The 16,340-nt window shown below is 65.7% G+C and carries 12 protein-coding genes; 5 read left to right on the top strand and 7 right to left on the bottom strand.

Annotated elements, in window-relative coordinates:
- Nucleotides 1-888 precede the first annotated feature (888 nt).
- The 3 genes from BTH42_RS07410 (at nt 889) to BTH42_RS07400 (ending at nt 5,078) form a co-directional block, all read left to right on the top strand.
- Entirely contained in the window at nt 889-2,277 is a 1,389-nt protein-coding gene (locus BTH42_RS07410) for an FAD-binding oxidoreductase (RefSeq protein ID WP_075297414.1), read from the top strand.
- Between the two features lie 340 nt (nt 2,278-2,617).
- The gene (locus BTH42_RS07405) at nt 2,618-3,208 is read left to right on the top strand and encodes a YSC84-related protein (protein ID WP_075297412.1); all 591 of its coding nucleotides are present in this window, start codon (nt 2,618-2,620) and stop codon (nt 3,206-3,208) included.
- Between the two features lie 382 nt (nt 3,209-3,590).
- Nucleotides 3,591-5,078 carry a SulP family inorganic anion transporter gene (locus tag BTH42_RS07400; protein ID WP_075297410.1) on the top strand — a complete coding sequence of 496 codons (1,488 nt, stop codon included), beginning with the start codon at nt 3,591-3,593 and terminating at the stop codon, nt 5,076-5,078.
- On the opposite strand, the gene BTH42_RS07395 is transcribed toward BTH42_RS07400, so the two are convergent.
- Together BTH42_RS07395 and BTH42_RS07390 are read right to left on the bottom strand one after the other, a co-directional pair.
- Nucleotides 5,079-6,641 (bottom strand): methyl-accepting chemotaxis protein, encoded by a 1,563-nt coding sequence (locus tag BTH42_RS07395; protein ID WP_075297408.1) that lies wholly within the window; start codon nt 6,639-6,641, stop codon nt 5,079-5,081.
- A 133-nt stretch (nt 6,642-6,774) separates the two neighbouring features.
- Nucleotides 6,775-7,314, bottom strand: coding sequence for a YbaK/EbsC family protein (locus BTH42_RS07390; protein ID WP_075297406.1), 540 nt, complete (start codon nt 7,312-7,314; stop codon nt 6,775-6,777).
- Between the two features lie 215 nt (nt 7,315-7,529).
- Here BTH42_RS07390 and BTH42_RS07385 point away from each other — a divergent pair, with 215 nt between their 5' ends.
- Both BTH42_RS07385 and BTH42_RS07380 read left to right on the top strand, forming a co-directional pair.
- Nucleotides 7,530-8,870 carry a YihY/virulence factor BrkB family protein gene (locus tag BTH42_RS07385; protein ID WP_075297404.1) on the top strand — a complete coding sequence of 447 codons (1,341 nt, stop codon included), beginning with the start codon at nt 7,530-7,532 and terminating at the stop codon, nt 8,868-8,870.
- Between the two features lie 472 nt (nt 8,871-9,342).
- Entirely contained in the window at nt 9,343-10,527 is a 1,185-nt protein-coding gene (locus BTH42_RS07380; protein ID WP_075297864.1) for a porin, read from the top strand.
- 114 nt (nt 10,528-10,641) lie between these two features.
- Here BTH42_RS07380 and BTH42_RS07375 read toward each other — a convergent pair whose 3' ends face one another.
- The 5 genes from BTH42_RS07375 to BTH42_RS07355 form a co-directional block, all read right to left on the bottom strand.
- Nucleotides 10,642-11,514 (bottom strand): proteasome-type protease, encoded by an 873-nt coding sequence (locus BTH42_RS07375; RefSeq protein WP_075297402.1) that lies wholly within the window; start codon nt 11,512-11,514, stop codon nt 10,642-10,644.
- 259 nt (nt 11,515-11,773) lie between these two features.
- The gene (locus BTH42_RS07370) at nt 11,774-12,574 is read right to left on the bottom strand and encodes a transglutaminase family protein (protein ID WP_075297400.1); all 801 of its coding nucleotides are present in this window, start codon (nt 12,572-12,574) and stop codon (nt 11,774-11,776) included.
- Between the two features lie 12 nt (nt 12,575-12,586).
- Nucleotides 12,587-13,537, bottom strand: coding sequence for an alpha-E domain-containing protein (locus BTH42_RS07365; protein WP_075297398.1), 951 nt, complete (start codon nt 13,535-13,537; stop codon nt 12,587-12,589).
- Nucleotides 13,538-13,627: 90 nt separating this feature from the next.
- Nucleotides 13,628-15,037 carry a circularly permuted type 2 ATP-grasp protein gene (locus BTH42_RS07360; RefSeq protein ID WP_075297396.1) on the bottom strand — a complete coding sequence of 470 codons (1,410 nt, stop codon included), beginning with the start codon at nt 15,035-15,037 and terminating at the stop codon, nt 13,628-13,630.
- 473 nt (nt 15,038-15,510) lie between these two features.
- Nucleotides 15,511-15,963: an HU family DNA-binding protein gene (locus BTH42_RS07355; RefSeq protein WP_075297394.1), complete on the bottom strand. Its 453-nt coding sequence runs from the start codon at nt 15,961-15,963 to the stop codon at nt 15,511-15,513.
- Nucleotides 15,964-16,340: the final 377 nt, after the last annotated feature.

Raw genomic sequence — 16,340 nt, 5'->3', positions numbered from 1 at the left:
CCCCGGTCCGATTTGGCGTAATTCGAGAGAATCGGCTGGCTGTACGCGCGCTTCACCGATAGCGCGACACAGCAAGGCTTGATGGACGTTGAAGTTATGCGTAGCGCAACTGCGCGACCGTGCGCTAGCCCACGCAATGCAATAGCGCCGCGCCGCTCACGCGAGCGCCGCCAGCGGGCAATCCGGCATCGTTAATCGCAACATCGGCTGAAAAAGCCACGCAAAACTATCTTCATACATTCGATTAAAACTATCCGCACCGCAGCAATCGAATCAATCGCTTCTATTCAACCAGGCTTTCCCCCGGATGAAATCGTCGATTTATCGAACGCCGGTTTAATTCATGTGCTTTTCCGCACATAAAAAATAAAACGGGAAAAGCCAATGATCGCAATCCCACAGACAGCGCAGACAAAAACGTCGAAACGCGCGCGCATATCGCCGCGCGCCGGCAATTAATGGCGATGCGGATAAAAAACCCGTCATGTGATGTGCGTTGGCCCACACTCGCGGGGCGCCTCGAACGCGCGCGCCGCCCGCGCCGCGCCCAAAAAAACAGCCACTGCGCCGGCCGCGCGCGCAGCGCAAAGTGTTGCGGCCCGACCACCAGCACCGCGCACAACCAACACTGCTATTTCCGGAGTGCTTCCACCATCGGCGGCCACGCGCAGCGGCACGGCAACCGCACAGGCTCCGCAAGCCGGCCGGATGCGCACTCGCGCGGGATCGCCCGCGGCTGCGGGTATACCAGCGTTTGACTTCGGCGCGCCGCCCCGTTTACTGGACGCAGTCCAAGCTCTCGAATCGCTTACACGCATCTCCCGCCATTTAGTCTGGTCTGCTGATTACTTTCCCGCGAGCGTCTTCTTCTCTTCGACGAGGTACACCATGGTTACAGTTTCCAGCAGCGCGATCGACGAATTCAAAGCGGGCCTGCGCGGCCAGCTTCTGCTACCCGACAGCGCGGAGTTCGACGCGGCACGTCATATCTGGAATGCGATGATCGATCGTTCGCCGGCGATGATCCTGCGTTGCGCGGGCGTCGCCGACGTGCGCCGCGGCATCGAGTTCGCGCGCAGCAACGGACTGCCGCTGGCGATTCGCGGCGGCGGCCACAACATCGGCGGCAGCGCGTTGTGCGACGACGGGCTGGTGCTCGATATGTCGGCGATGAAATCCGTGCGCATCGATCCGCAAGCGCAACGCGCGTACGTCGAACCGGGCGCGACGCTGCACGATTTCGATCACGAAGCGCAGGCGTTCGGACTCGCGACGCCGCTCGGCATCAACTCGACGACCGGCGTCGCGGGCCTCACGCTCGGCGGCGGTTTCGGCTGGCTGAGCCGCCGCTACGGGATGACGGTCGACAACCTGGTCGGCGCCGATGTCGTCACCGCCGACGGCGAATTGCGCCGCGCGAGCGCCACGCAAAACGACGACCTATTCTGGGCAATCCGCGGCGGCGGCGGCAATTTCGGCGTGGTCACGCAATTCGAGTTCGCGCTGCATCCGGTCGGCCCGCTGGTCTACGGCGGCCTCGTGGTGCTGCCGTTCGCCGAAGCGAAAGCCGCGCTACTGAAATACCGCGCGGCTGCGCCCGCGATGCCGGAAGAACTGGCGGTGTGGGCGGTCGCGCGACTCGCGCCGCCGCTGCCGTTCCTGTCGCCCGACGTGCACGGCAAGCCGGTGCTGGTGTTCGCGATGTGCTTTAACGGCCCGGTCGAAAACGGCCCGGCGGCGGTCGAAGCGGTGCGCGCGTTCGGCACGCCGGTCGGCGAGCATCTCGGCCCGATGCCGTACGAAATGTGGCAACAGGCGTTCGATCCGCTGCTCACCCCGGGCGCGCGCAACTACTGGAAGTCGCACAATCTCGGCGCGATCGACGACGGTCTGATCGACGCGCTGATCCGGGCGATCGACACACTGCCGTCGCCGCAATGCGAGATCTTTTTCGGGCTGATCGGCGGCGCGACGCAGCGCGCGGCGTCCGATGCGACCGCTTATCCGAACCGTGACACGCTGTATGGGATGAACGTGCACGGCCGCTGGGATGACGCGCGCGACGACGAGCGCTGCATCGCGTGGGCACGCGCATTCTGCGACGCGACCCGACCGTTCGCGCTCGGCAGCGTGTACGTGAACTTCATGACCGAGGAGGAAAGCGGGCGCATCGCGGAAGCGTATGGCCCGAACTACGACCGGCTGGTCGAGGTGAAGAACCGCTACGACCCGCACAACCTGTTTCACCACAACCAGAACATCCGTCCGACGGTGTAGCGCCAACGCGGGAAGCGCCGCCAGCAGCACGAAAGCGGCCTGGCAACCGAAGGCCCGCGCCGCGCGCGGGCTGTTCTCCAACCGCTCGCCAACCCACGCCCGCAGTCGCGCGCCGCCCGCCCAGACGGCGCGCCGACGGGCATGCAACCTGCTGCGCCGACCCCGGCGCCCATGCGTGATGGGCGCCGCGGCGCGCTGTTGCCCCTGCGACAAGCGGCCGGCGTGCGGAACCTCCCGCACGCAAATGCGCACAAACGCAAGCGGGCGACACCGCCGCACACTCCTATAACGTACAAAAAGAACGTACAAAACGCGTTGGAAACGCAAAAGGAAAACACTCATGCGCAGACGACAGTTCATCATGACCGGCAGCGCTGCATTGGCCGTCGCGGGCCTCAGCCTCACCGGTTGCACGACGACTTCGCCGTCCTCGAGCGCCTCGCCCGCCGCCAACGCCGGCAAGCGCGACACGATCAACGCGGGCATCGACTCGACGCTCGCGCGTCTCTATGAAAACGTCGACGGCTCGCGCGAACTGGTCGCGAAAGCGCGCGGCGTGCTGGTGTTCCCGTCGGTGATCGCGGCCGGCTTCTGGGTCGGCGGTCAGTATGGAGAAGGCGGCCTGCGCGTCGGCGGCCGCACGGTCGGCTACTACAGCACCGTCGCCGGTTCGTTCGGATTGCAGATCGGCGCGCAGTCGAAGGCGCTGGTGTTCCTGTTCATGACCCAGGAGGCGCTCGACGAATTCCTGCGCAGCCAGGGCTGGGCCGTCGGCGCCAACGCGACCGTCGCGGTGCTGAAGGTCGGCGCGAACGGCGCGGTCGATTCGTCGACCGCGACCGGTCCGGTGCAGGCCTTCGTGCTGACCAACGGCGGGCTGATGGCCGGGGTATCGCTCGAAGGCACCAAGGTGTCGCGGCTGATTATTTGAGCCAGGCGTAAGTAAGCGGCCGCCGGGCCGAGGCCGAACGCGTGGTCCCGCGCCGCCGCCACGGGTAATGGCGTAACGGGGTAGCGGGCCCACGCGATACGCGCTCCCCGTCCCCGTTCTCACCATCACGCCACCCCGCGTCGCCCGCTCAGCCAGCCCCGCCTGCATCGCCAGCGATATTCATCGTACTGCTGTAAAATCCACGCCTTTCGCAAACCGCCCGCGCCCCGCGGACGCCCCCTTTGCGCAGCCCGTGCGCCGCCAGCCGGGGTCGCTGCGATGCCTGGGAATGCCATGCAATCCCGGCCAATCGATCGCAGCAGCCCACCAGCCCGACCCACGCCAGCCGCCAGCATCGCGCGCTCGCGCGCCCCACGACAACATGAACACCGCTAGTCCCCTCGCCGGTTCGCCCTCGCGGCTCGCCGGCATCCGCAGCAATGTGCTCGCCGGCCTGACCTCGTCGTTCGCGCTGGTGCCCGAGTGCATCGCGTTCGCACTGGTCGCCCATCTGAATCCGCTGATGGGCCTGTATGGCGCCTTCTTCATCTGCACCATCACCGCGCTGTTCGGCGGCCGGCCCGGGATGATTTCCGGCGCGGCCGGCTCGATGGCGGTCGTGATCGTGGCGCTCGTGGTCGAACACGGCGCGCAATATCTGCTCGCAACGACAATCCTGAGCGGTCTGCTGATGGTGCTGTTCGGCGTGTTGCGGCTCGGCAAGCTGATCCGCATGGTCCCGCATCCGGTGATGCTCGGCTTCGTCAACGGTCTGGCGATCGTGATCGCGAGCGCGCAGTTCGCGCACTTCAAGGAACTGACGCCGCACGGCGAGCAATGGCTGCACGGCGGCGCGCTCGCGACGATGGCCGCGCTGGTCGCGCTGACGATGGCAATCGTCTATCTGCTGCCGCGTCTCACGCGCGCGGCGCCGCCGGCGCTGGTCGCGATCGTCGGCGTCGGGCTGTTCACGCAGCTGCTGCATCTGCCGACCCGCACGCTCGGCGACATGGCGCACATCGCCGGCAATCTGCCGGTGCTGAGCCTGCCGGCCGTGCCGCTGACGCGCGACACGCTGCACATCATCCTGCCGTACGCGGTGCTGATCGCGATCGTCGGTCTGCTCGAAACGCTGCTGACCTTCAATCTGACCGACGAGATCACCGAAACGCGCGGTCAGCCGAATCGCGAATGCGTCGCGCTCGGCGCGGCCAATATCGCATCGGGACTGTTCGGCGGGATGGGCGGTTGCGCGATGATCGGCCAGACCATGATCAATCTGAATTCGGGCGGCCGCACGCGGCTGTCGGGGATCGTCAGCGGCGTGATGATCCTGCTGTACATCCTGTTCCTGTCGCCGCTGATCGAGCGAATTCCGCTCGCGGCGCTGGTCGGCGTGATGTTCGTGGTCGCGCAGCAGACCTTCGCGTGGGGCTCGCTGCGGGTGCTCGGCAAGGTGCCGCGCAACGACGCGCTGGTGATCGTCGCGGTGACGATCATCACCGTGTTCTCCGATCTCGCGATCGCGGTGATGTGCGGGATCGTGATCGCCGCGCTGAACTTCGCGTGGCAGCATGCGCGCGAAATTCACGCGCACGCCGAGCATCGCGACGATCACAAGACGTATGTGCCGCGCGGCACGCTGTTTTTCGCGTCGACCACGCGCTTTCACGAGCTGTTCGATCCGGTCGCGGATCCGGCCAGCGTGACCGTCGATTGCAGTCATCTGCTGCTCGCCGATCACTCGGCGCTCGCCGCGTTGCAGGGGCTGGCCGAGCGTTATCGCAAGGCCGGCAAGCAGTTGCGGATGAAGAATCTGTCGGAGCGCAGCCGGCAATTGCTGAGCCGCGCGGGGATCGCGTTGGTGTGATTACGCACGCTGCTCCGGCAGCGTAAATACCGCAATCGCCGCCGTCAGTTGCCCGGTCTGCGCTTTCAGCACATCGGCCGCGGCGCTCGCCTCTTCCACCAGCGCCGCGTTCTGCTGGGTCGTCTGATCCATGCTCGCGACCGCGATATTGACCTGCTCGATACCGGACGTCTGCTCGGCCGACGCCGCGCTGATCTCGCCCATGATGTCGTTCACGCGGCTCACCGCCTGCACGACTTCCTGCATCGTTTCGCCGGCGCGGCCCACGTATTCGGAGCCGCCCGAAATCTGCGCGGCCGACTCCTCGATCAGCGCCTTGATCTCCTTGGCCGCCGCCGCGCTACGCTGCGCGAGCGTGCGCACCTCGCCCGCGACCACCGCGAAACCGCGTCCTTCCTCGCCGGCGCGGGCCGCTTCGACCGCCGCGTTCAGCGCCAGAATATTGGTCTGAAACGCGATCCCCTCGATCACGCCGATGATGTCGCCGATCCGGTGCGACGACTGCGAGATACCGCGCATCGTGTCGATCACCTGGCCGACCACGTCGCCGCCGCGCGCCGCCGTTTCCGACGCGTTGTGCGCGAGCTGGCTCGCCTGGCGCGCGTTATCGGCGTTCTGGCGCACGGTCGCGGTGATCTGCTCCATGCTCGACGCGGTCTCGCCGAGCGCGGCCGCCTGCTGCTCGGTGCGGCGCGACAGGTCCGAGTTGCCGGCGGCAATCTCGTTCGACACCGACGCGATCAGCGTCGCGCCGCCGCGAATCTGCTCGATCGCGTGCGCGAGACGCTGCTGCATGCGGCGCATCGCGGCGAGCAGACTGGTGCTGTCGCCGGCCTTGGTGTCGACCACCACGTCGAGGTCGCCGTCGGCAATGCGCGCCGCGATCTCCACCGCGTAGGCCGGCTCGCCGCCGAGCTGGCGCAGGATGCTGCGCAGAATCACGCCGATCACCAGCGACACCAGCGCGCACAACACCGCCATCGCGATGATGTACTCGACGAGGGTCCGATAGAACAGCGCGTCGATGTCGTCGACATAAACGCCGGTCACGAGCACCCAGCCCCACGGCTTGAAAAAGCGCATGTAGTTGATCTTCGGCGCGAGCGCGGTCGAGCCCGGCTTCGGAAACTGCAGATGAACGACCGACTCGCCGTCGCGTTGCGCGAGGTCCGAGCCTTCGACGAACACGTGACGCCCGCTCGGGTCGACCACGCCGGTCATGTCCTGGCCTTCGAGTTCCGCGCGTACGCCGTGCATCAGCACCTTCGAGTGGCTATCCTCGATCACCACGTAGCCGCCGGCGCCGTTGTAGCGCATCACCCGCAGGTCTTCCATCGCGGCGCGCTGCGCGTCCGCGAGCGGCATCTTGCCGGCGGCGGCCTGCGTCTGATAACGCTCGATCACGCTCGTCGCGACGCTGATCACGCTGCGCAATTGCGCTTCGCGATCGGCAATCATCGTTTCGCGCGACTTGTACGCGCCCCACAGGCCGATCGCCAGAATGCCCATGCACATCACCGCGAGTGCGAGCCACAGCCGCACTTTCAGGCGAAACCGTTCCATCTTCCGTATCCCTCTCAGAATGGTTCGACGGCGCTCCGCGCGAGCGGAGGCCGCAAACGTTTTGTGTCGTTGCAGGGATTAACGGCTGGGCGACGGAAAACTTCAGGGCCGGCGCGTCACTCCGGCGGCAGCGTCACTCCGGCGGCAGCGTCAGCGCGGCGACCTCGCAGCGCGGCCATTGCCGCAGCAGCTCGGGCGCCAGCAGCAGCTTGGCCGCGCGCACGCCGGCGCCCATCACGACCTGTTGCCGCTCCATCACCGCGGCGTCGACCAGAACGCGCCAGTCGGCCGGCAAGCCGAACGCGGTGATGCCGCCGAACTCCATCGCGCTATGCTCGACCGCCGCCTCGCGCTTCGCGAACGACAGCCGCTGCGCGCCGAGCGCGGCCTTCACCGCGCCGTTGATGTCGAGCCGCCGCGAGCCGAGCGACACCAGCGCCGCGTAGTGCTCGCCGCCGTCCTTCTTGTAGCGGATCACGATGGTGTTCGCGCAGTCTTCGAGACCGAAGCCGTAGCGCTCGCTGAAGGCGGCGGTATCGGACGCGTCGTCGCTGACGCTGAACACCGTGACGCCCTGCGCGGGCAATTGTTCGACGACGTGCGCGGGCAAATGCGCGCCCCACTGCTCGGGCGCGATGACGTCCAGTTGCTGGATCAGTTCGTGCGAATGCATGGCGATATTAATGAGAGAGGAACCGCTGCATTCTAGCGGCCCGCGTGCCCCGCCGGCAGCGCCGTCCCGCGCCGCCGCGGGCCTGTGTGCAAGCGGACGGCGCACGCTGGTTAACTTGTATAGTGACGGGCACAAGCTTTGCGAAAGCCACGGAAGCAATAACGCCAACTCGAACGCCCACGAGGCAACGGCACCGACATCGTAGAGATACGCTCATGGACATCGACTCCCTTTCCCGCGAGAACCTGCAGCAGGTGGCTCGCCAGCAGGCCAACTGGGCGATCGGCGCATTCCGGCAATTTGCCGACAACCGCTGTCCGGCGCTGGCCGCGAGCATCGCGTTCTATGCGGCGTTCTCGCTCGCGCCGACACTCGTGATGGTGATCGCGGTGGCCGGCTGGTTCTTCGGCCCGGCCGCCGCGCGCGGCGAACTGTACGGCCATATCAACGGCCTGATCGGCGACCAGGCCGCGGCCGGCGTGCAGACCATCGTCGAAAACGCGCATCACGCGGGCGCCAAGGGCGGCATCGCGGCGGTGATCTCGTTCGCGCTGCTGGCGCTCGGCGCATCGGCGACGTTCTCGTCGCTCAATAGCGCGCTCAATATCGTGTGGCCGTACGAAGGACCGCGCACCTCCAGCGTGCTCGCGCTGGTGCGGGTGCGGCTGATCTCGTTCGGACTGGTGCTCGGCGTGGCGTTTTTGCTGATCGTGTCGCTGGTGCTCGATACGGTGATCGTCGCGATCGGCAACTGGCTATGGGGCGACTCGCCGTACGTGATCATCGGCAATCTGCTGCAGTTGGGCGTCGGGCTGCTGGTGCTGATGTTCGCGTTCGCCGGCCTGCTGAAATTCCTGCCCGATGCGCGCGTGCAATGGCGCGACGCGCTGGTGGGCGGGATCGTCGCGGCGGTGCTGTTTACCGCCGGCAAGAAACTGTTCGCGCTGTATCTCGCGCATGCCGGGATGGCCAGCTCGTTCGGCGCGGCCGGCTCGCTCGCGGTGCTGCTGATGTGGCTGTACTTCTCGGCGCTGGTGCTGCTGCTCGGCGCGGAATTCGCGGCGGCGCGCGGACGCCTGCACGATCCGCGCGGCGGCTGGGGGATGCAAACCAGTTCGCCGCCGGGCAGCCGCGCGAAGCTCGCGTCGGTGCTGGCGGCATCGACGGTCGGTTCGGCTGCGGGCGCGCGCGCGGAGGCGCTGGCCGGCCGGGCGGGTGCGCAGCGCGCGGCTGGGTCGACGGCTGACGCGGCAACGGCCGCGGCGGCCGGCGCTGCCGGCGCCTCATCCGCAGAGCTAGCCGCCGCGGCCTCGCGGGCTCGCGCGCGCAGCCGCGCTTCCACTCACGCGAGCGCTGTTGAGTTCGCCCGCAAGATGATCGACGCCGAAGCGCAGGCGACCCGGCTTGCCGCCACCGCGCTCATCGAAGCGCGCCGCCAGGCGCGAGCCGCCGACCGCTACGTGCGGCGCAACCCGTGGACTTCGGTTGCGCTCGCGGCGGCCGCAGGCCTGACCGCCGCCGCGGCGGTCGCGCGACGCACCGCAAGCAGGCGCTGAACCGTCAGCGCGTTCCCTCGGGCCGGGGATGGCGACACGGGTAACCCGGTCGCCCGCCTCGCCCCAATCCATCCTTGATCCCCCGCGACGGTTGCACCGCCCGCTGGGCACTGGTTGCGCCCACGCATAACGGGCCGCGTCTGTCCAGCCTGGCTAGTCATCCGCCCGCCAGATCCGTTTACGCGTTCGCTACCTCACCGCTCGCGTGACTAGACGACTAAATTACATTCGCCCTTCAATTTAGTGCCGCGAGCGGGGTCATTCATCCAGTCACTATCAACAAAACAACAATAATGCGGGTTATATCAACAAATGTTGCGCAAATAGAAATAATCCTTGATGAGCTTTAAATACAAGGCGTTGCGTGAGATGTCGGTTTTTAGAGACAGTCTTTTTTTTCCTCTACTGCCCGTTTGAAGCAGTGAGCTATTCTGCTTTCCGCAACAACGAACACTAATCGCGTGGAGAAATGATGAAACGAATCGCACTGTCTACCCTCTCGCTGGCGCTGCTCGGCGTCACCGGCATGGCACACGCGCAAAGCAGCGTGACCCTCTATGGCTTGATCGATGAATCGATCCAGTACGTGAACAACGCTACCCCGAACGGCGGTAGCCTCGTGCAACTGTTCGGCGGCAACCTCCAGGGTAATCGTTTCGGCCTGAAAGGCACGGAAGACCTGGGCGGCGGTCTGAAGGCAATCTTCCAGTTGGAAAACGGCTTCGACATCAACACCGGCCGTCTCGGCCAGGGCGGTCTGATGTTCGGTCGTCAGGCATACGTCGGTCTGTCGAGCGACGCGTTCGGTACGTTCACGGCTGGCCGTCAGTACGACCCGCTGGTCGACATGATCCAGCCGCTGACGGGCGACAACTACTTCGGCAGCACGTTCGCTACGCCGGGTGACGTCGACAACAACGACAACAGCTTCCGCGTCAACAACGCGATCAAGTACGTTTCGCCGGTGTTCTCGGGCTTCCAGGTCGAAGGCCTGTATGCACTGGGCGGCGTCGCGGGCTCGACCGGTTCGGGTCAGACGTGGTCGGGCGCGGCAACCTTCGCGACCGGTCCGCTCAGCATCGCCGGCGGCTACCTGCACGCCGACAACGCGCACTCGCCGGTTACCCGTGCTGCTGCTGGCGGCTGGGCAGGCACCGCGGGCGGTACGTTCGATTCGAACTTCCCGGCTGCAGCGGGCATCAACTCGGCTTACGCCGCATCGAAGTCGATCGGCATCGCTTCGGCAGCGATCCAGTACGTGACGGGTCCGTTCACGGGCAACCTGTCGTACAGCAACGCACAGTACAAGCCGGACGCAAGCTCGGGCTTCGCAACGACGCAGAAGTTCAACGTCGGCCGCGCTTACCTCGGCTACCAGCTCACGCCGGCAGCGCTGCTGGGCCTCGGCTACGCATACACGCGCGGCACGGGCGACGCAACGGCAACGTACAACCAGGTTTCGCTGGGCGCGGACTACTCGCTGTCCAAGCGCACCGACCTGTACGCAGTCGGCGCATGGCAGCATGCGAGCGGCGAACAGCGCAACCCGACGACCGGCGGCCTCGAGTCGGCAACGGCTTCGATCGGTTCGTACGGCAACCAGTCGAGCACCGACAACCAGGTCATGGTCAGCGTCGGTATCCGTCACAAGTTCTAAGCGGACTTTCAGCGGAATCTGCTGCGCGGCTGACGAGCCGCGTAGCCAGAAACCAGCCACGGGCATTGCCGGTGGCTGGTTTTTTTTCGTCCAGAGGTTTTTGGGGGTTCCGGCCTAGCGGCGCTGCGCCTTGCCTTTGTCGGCCTGCGCGAGGGTCTGCGCGGGCGCCAGATCGCGTTCGTGTTCGAGCCCGTCCGCGCCGACCGGCGCGTGATACAGCACCAGCGCGCGCTCCGGGTGCAGCGGCGCCGCGCCCAGCGACTCCTGCCAGTCCGGATCCGGAATCTCGGCGAACACCTGGCGCAGCCGCTCGCCCCACGTGCGGTGAATCATGTCGAAGTACGCGTTGTCGCGATCGATCGACACGAAGCGCGTGACGCGCAGCGCATCCTTCTCGTACACCAGCAGATCGAGCGGCAGCCCCACCGACAGGTTCGAGCGCAGCGTCGAGTCCATCGAGATCAGCGCGGACTTGGCGGCCTCGTCGAGCGGCGTGGACGGCGTCAGCACGCGGTCGATGATCGGCTTGCCGTACTTCGCCTCGCCGATCTGGAAATACGGATTCACCGCCGACGCCTCGATGAAATTGCCGGCCGCGTAGATCATGAACAACCGCATCCGGTTGCCCGCGATCTGGCCGCCGAGAATGAAGCTGCAATTGAAGTCGACGCCGAACTGCTGCAACGGGTCGGCCTCGCGCTGATGCACGCGGCGCACCGCGTTGCCGACCACGCGCGCGGCGTCGGCCATCGTCGGTACGCTCCACAGCGTCGGCTGGCCCGGCTCGGCGGGCTCGGACAACTCGTGCAGCACCGCCTGGGTCAGCGACAGATTGCCGGCGCCGAGCAGCACCAGCAGGCGCTCGCCCGGCTGCTCGAACACCGACATCTTGCGCGCGGTGCTGATGTGATCGACGCCCGCATTGGTGCGCGTGTCGGACAGGAACACGAGGCCGTCGTCGACGGCCATCGCTACGCAGTAAGTCATGAGGAATCCGCAGGGAAGCAAAGAGACGGGGTTATTGTAATGCGGCGTCCGAGCGCCTTTTATCCGTGTTTACGGCCTTATTTACGAGTTCTCGGCAGATCGGCGCGGGACGATTGCCAGGAATGTTAAATAGCCGCGCGTGTTGCGCGGTGCGCGGCGGGACCGGATGGCCGCGCCGCGCAACCCGCCGGTTTTCTTCTGCATCCCTACAGTAAATTCGCGCCATGCGTCGCCGCCCACGGCGACGCGTCCGCACGCGTTACTGCGCCTGCTCCCCGCTCACCGTGACCGCCACATCGAGCTCCTCTTCGAGCCCGCCGATGCGTCGCCCGCGTACCGGCGCCGCGGCTTCGTAATCGCGCGCGACCGCGAGCCGGCAGTAGATCTCGCTGGCGAACGCCGCATGCGTGACGTCGACCGAAATCCAGCCCTTGCCGGCGAGCCACACGTCGACCCACGCATGGCTCGCGCCGTGCGGAACGTCGCCCGGTTCGATATAGCCGCTCACGTAGCGCGCCGGCACGCCGCGCGCGCGGCAGCACGCGAGCATCAGATGCGCGTGGTCCTGGCACACGCCGTTGCCGAGCGCGAGCGCTTCGGCGGCGGTGCTGGTCACCGCGGTGACGCCCGGACGGTACTGCACCCGCTGGACGATCTGCTCGGCCAGCGCGAGCAGGCTCGCCTGGCTCGTGAGGTCCGGCACCGTCGCGGCCAGTTCGCGGATCGCCGGATCGGCGTCGGTCAGCCGGGTCGCGCAGGTGAAATGTTCGAGCGGGATCGGCCCGGGCGGCTCGCGCAGCCAGCCGTCGACGAGCGGCAGCGTGACCACCTCGCCGGTCACGTGCAGATGAATCTCGCTGTGCGGCTTGTTGATGACCAGCGTATGCAGCACGTTGCCGTACGCGTCGAGCGTCGCGTCGAGCTTGCCCGGCGCGTCGATGCTCCAGCGCCGCACGGTCTGCGCGGCGCCGCTCGCCGGTGTCAGGCGCAACTGTTGGATCGAATAGTGAACCGTCGCTTCATAGCGATACGAGGTGTCGTGGCGGATCGTCAGATTCATCGTAAAACTCCGTCAGGCCACTGGCAGCATCAGATAGGTCCGCGCGACCAGATTGCCGAGTTCGAACACGCGGGCGAGGAACTGGGTCAGATAGCCGTGCAAACCGCTTTCGAAGATCTGCCGGATATCCGCATACAACAGCTCGGCGCGCAGCTTGCCGGCGAAGCGTTCGCACTGGTTCGAGCCGGGCGTGCGCAGCATCGCCAGATTCGTGCAGACGCCGTCGAGCGATGCGAGCAGCGAGCGCGGCATCTGCTGATTCAGGATCATCAGCTCGACCACCCGCGCGGGCGTGACGACGTCGCGATACACCTTGCGATAGATTTCGAGCGCCGACACCGAACTCAGGATCGAGGTCCAGTAATAGAAGTCCTCCAGCTGGCGCGCGGCGTCGCGCGAATTGGGCTCGACATTGGCGAAACGCACGTCGAGAATCCGCGCGGTGTTGTCGGCGCGCTCCAGATAGGTGCCGAGCTGCGTGAAGAAAAACGCGTCGTCCTGCAACGCGGTGCCGAGCGTCACGCCGCGCGACAGATGCGAGCGGAACTTGACCCACTCGAACAGCGCGCCCGGGTTGCCGGCATCCTGCCCCGACGCGAGCCGCTCGTTGAATTCGAGCCACGTGTCGTTGATGGTCTCCCACCACTCGGTGGTCAGCGTGCCGCGCACCGCGCGAGCGTTTTCGCGCGCAGCCTGCAGGCACGAATGAATGCTCGACGGATTGCTCGCGTCGGCGACCATGAAGTCGAGCACGTGCTCGCGGGTCGCTTCGTCGTAGCGCTGTGCGAACGCGGTTTCGAGTTCGGAGATGCGCAGCACCGAGCGCTGCGCGCGGGCCTCCTGCTCCGGCGTCTGCGGCAGCAGTTGCGCCTTCAGATTGATGTCGAGCATGCGCGCGGTGTTCTCCGCGCGCTCCATATAGCGGGCCATCCAGAAGAGGTGATCGGCGGTTCGGCTAAGCATGATGGCGTTCCATATCGGTGAGCTGGGCGCGCGGTCCTTGCGTGGTTCGCGCAGGACCGGGCGGGTTATCCGGGCGCGGCGGCGGCCGCGTCAGTCGACCATCCACGTATCCTTGGTCCCGCCTCCCTGCGATGAATTGACGACCAGCGAACCTTCCTGCAACGCGACCCGCGTGAGCCCGCCCGCCACCATCGTGGTGGTCTTGCCGGACAGCACGAACGGGCGCAGATCGATATGGCGCGGCGCGATGCCCGACTCGACGAAGGTCGGACACGCGGACAGCGCGAGCGTGGGCTGCGCGATATAGCCGGCCGGCCGTGCGATCAGCCGTTCGCGGAACGCCTCGACCTCGGCTTTAGTCGACGCCGGCCCGACCAGCATCCCGTAGCCGCCCGCGCCATGCACTTCCTTGACCACCAGCTCGGGTAGATGCGCGAGCGTGTAGGCGAGATCGTCGGGCTTGCGGCACTGGTAAGTCGGCACGTTGTTCAGAATCGGCTGCTCGCCGAGATAGAACTGGATCATGTCCGGCACGTACGGGTAGATCGATTTGTCGTCGGCGATGCCGGTGCCCATTGCGTTGGCCAGCGCGACGCGGCCCGCGCGGTACGAGCTGAGCAGACCCGGCACGCCGAGCGCCGAATCCGGGCGGAATGCGAGCGGGTCGAGAAAGTCGTCGTCGACGCGCCGGTAGATCACGTCGACGCGGCGCGGCCCCTGGGTGGTGCGCATGAACACGTAGTTGTCGTCGACGAACAGATCCTTGCCCTCGACCAGCTCGACGCCCATCTGCTGCGCGAGGAACGTGTGCTCGAAATACGCGGAGTTGTACATGCCCGGCGTCAGCACCACCACGACCGGATCGTCGACGCCTTCCGGCGCGACCGAGCGCAGCGTGTCGAGCAGCAGATCGGGATAATGCGCGACCGGCGCGATGCGGTTCTGCACGAACAGCTCAGGAAAGAGCCGCATCATCATCTTGCGGTTTTCGAGCATGTACGACACGCCCGACGGCACCCGCAGATTGTCTTCGAGCACGTAGAACTCGCCGGCGTCGCCGGCTCGCACCACGTCGACGCCCGCAATATGCGCGTACACGCCGAGCGGCACGTCGACGCCCTGCATCTCCGGCCGGTACTGCGCATTGGTATAGACCTGCTCGGCCGGCACGATGCCCGCGCGCACGATGTTGCGCTCGTGATAGACGTCGTGGATAAACAGATTGAGTGCCTGCACGCGCTGGCGCAAACCGGCTTCGAGCGTCTGCCACTCGCTGCGTGGAATGATGCGCGGAATCAGATCGAACGGAATCAGCCGCTCGGTGCCGGACAGGTCGCCGTTCACCGCGAAGGTGATGCCGACGCGCCGGAACAGCAGGTCCGCTTCCGCACGCTTGCGCGCGATCGCTTCGTTGCCCTGCCGCTCAAGCCAGCGCTCGAAGCGCGCGTAATGCGGCCGTACGCCATCCTCGTGATGACGCATCTCGTCATAGCATCGCATCTCAGCCCCACTCTTGTTCTGTCAATTGAAGGCGAATGCCATGCGCATTCGGTACTCGCAATCGATCAAGCAAGCGTTATGCCATTGAAGCGATGCTGCTGCGGCACGCAGCGATGCACGTTAACAGCGCATCCGGGTGGCCTCGTGTCGCATCGATCGATCTGCCGTGGATCATGATGCGCCAGTGCGGTGCGCGTGCGCCATCGGGGCGCACACTATGAGAGCGCGAGCGTCGTTTCGCCGATGGCTACGCGCTTCGCTAACGAACTCGCTGTTACTCGTCTACGCCTCTGCATCGCTACGCCTCTACGTTTCTCCGCAGCGCGCGCATAAAAAAATCCCCGTGGATTCGCATCCACGGGGATTTCGGTGTGCCTGCAAGCAGGCGCTAAAACAAGCACTCAAACGTCAGGCAACGTCAAACCTCGCAAGGCCAACGCTATGCCGGCGCCCGAGTGGCGCATGCGGCGCGCTTAAGCTGCCGCTGCGTCCTTCAGCTTCTTCAGCGCGCGTGCCTTGATGCGCACGCTTGCCGGCTTGGCCGGGAACCAGCGCTCTTCACCCGTGAACGGGTCCTTGCCGAAGCGCTTCTTCTTCGCCGGCACAGCTTGCACGACGATCTTCAGCAGACCCGACAGCGTGAACTCGCCTGCGCCCTTCTTGTGAACCGAGCCGAGGATCGTGTCTTCGAGCGCGGCCAGCACGGCCTTGGCGGTTTTCGGTTCGACTGCGGCGCGTTCAGCAACGTGAGCTGCCAACGAGGCCTTCGTGAAGGTGTCCTTGATCGGCGACGGTGCGCTAGACGCCTTCACGGCGACCTTCTTGGCTGCGACGGCTTTCTTCGCAGGAACTTTCTTTGCAGCAACCTTCTTGGTCGGTACCGGGGCAGCAGCCTTCTTGGCCACCTTTTTTGCGGAAGTCGGCATGTTTCTCCTACCTGTTGTGGTCAGTGAATTGCACGAAGCGCACACCGTATGTGCACGCTTCAACGCCGGATTCTACAAGCGCTCAAGCGGTTTGCGTGATTCTTTCGCGCGCCGGATGCAAAAAATGTTGCGCGGCGCCGACTGCGCATTACGTTTTAGCCCCTGTTTTAGCGGCTAAAACGCACGCCGCAGGGTTTTCACCGGGACTACGTAACGCACGTTACAGTTCGTTTCGGGAAAGCTTTTGCGCCGTTCGTCTATAGCGTCGCGGTCTTTTCAGCCCTTGAATTAAGACACTTTTGTCATTTTCGCGATCGTGAAGCAGTTGCCGCGACGTGTAACGAGGTACCGCCGCTGTCTTTGCGATGCTGGCGGCA

Source organism: Burkholderia sp. SRS-W-2-2016 (assembly GCF_001931485.1).
Classification (GTDB): domain Bacteria; phylum Pseudomonadota; class Gammaproteobacteria; order Burkholderiales; family Burkholderiaceae; genus Paraburkholderia.
Note: the sequence above shows the minus strand (reverse complement) of the source record. Positions and strands in the feature narration are given on the sequence as shown.

What these genes read in the sequence shown, in the direction of transcription:
- BTH42_RS07385 (WP_075297404.1), top strand. Translation starts at nt 7,530, where the DNA reads ATGGACATCGACTCCCTTTCCCGCGAGAACCTGCAGCAGGTGGCTCGC.
- BTH42_RS07410 (WP_075297414.1), top strand. Translation starts at nt 889, where the DNA reads ATGGTTACAGTTTCCAGCAGCGCGATCGACGAATTCAAAGCGGGCCTG.
- BTH42_RS07405 (WP_075297412.1), top strand. Translation starts at nt 2,618, where the DNA reads ATGCGCAGACGACAGTTCATCATGACCGGCAGCGCTGCATTGGCCGTC.
- BTH42_RS07365 (WP_075297398.1), bottom strand. Translation starts at nt 13,537, where the DNA reads ATGCTTAGCCGAACCGCCGATCACCTCTTCTGGATGGCCCGCTATATG.
- BTH42_RS07360 (WP_075297396.1), bottom strand. Translation starts at nt 15,037, where the DNA reads ATGCGATGCTATGACGAGATGCGTCATCACGAGGATGGCGTACGGCCG.
- BTH42_RS07390 (WP_075297406.1), bottom strand. Translation starts at nt 7,314, where the DNA reads ATGCATTCGCACGAACTGATCCAGCAACTGGACGTCATCGCGCCCGAG.
- BTH42_RS07355 (WP_075297394.1), bottom strand. Translation starts at nt 15,963, where the DNA reads ATGCCGACTTCCGCAAAAAAGGTGGCCAAGAAGGCTGCTGCCCCGGTA.
- BTH42_RS07395 (WP_075297408.1), bottom strand. Translation starts at nt 6,641, where the DNA reads ATGGAACGGTTTCGCCTGAAAGTGCGGCTGTGGCTCGCACTCGCGGTG.
- BTH42_RS07370 (WP_075297400.1), bottom strand. Translation starts at nt 12,574, where the DNA reads ATGAATCTGACGATCCGCCACGACACCTCGTATCGCTATGAAGCGACG.
- BTH42_RS07400 (WP_075297410.1), top strand. Translation starts at nt 3,591, where the DNA reads ATGAACACCGCTAGTCCCCTCGCCGGTTCGCCCTCGCGGCTCGCCGGC.
- BTH42_RS07380 (WP_075297864.1), top strand. Translation starts at nt 9,343, where the DNA reads ATGAAACGAATCGCACTGTCTACCCTCTCGCTGGCGCTGCTCGGCGTC.
- BTH42_RS07375 (WP_075297402.1), bottom strand. Translation starts at nt 11,514, where the DNA reads ATGACTTACTGCGTAGCGATGGCCGTCGACGACGGCCTCGTGTTCCTG.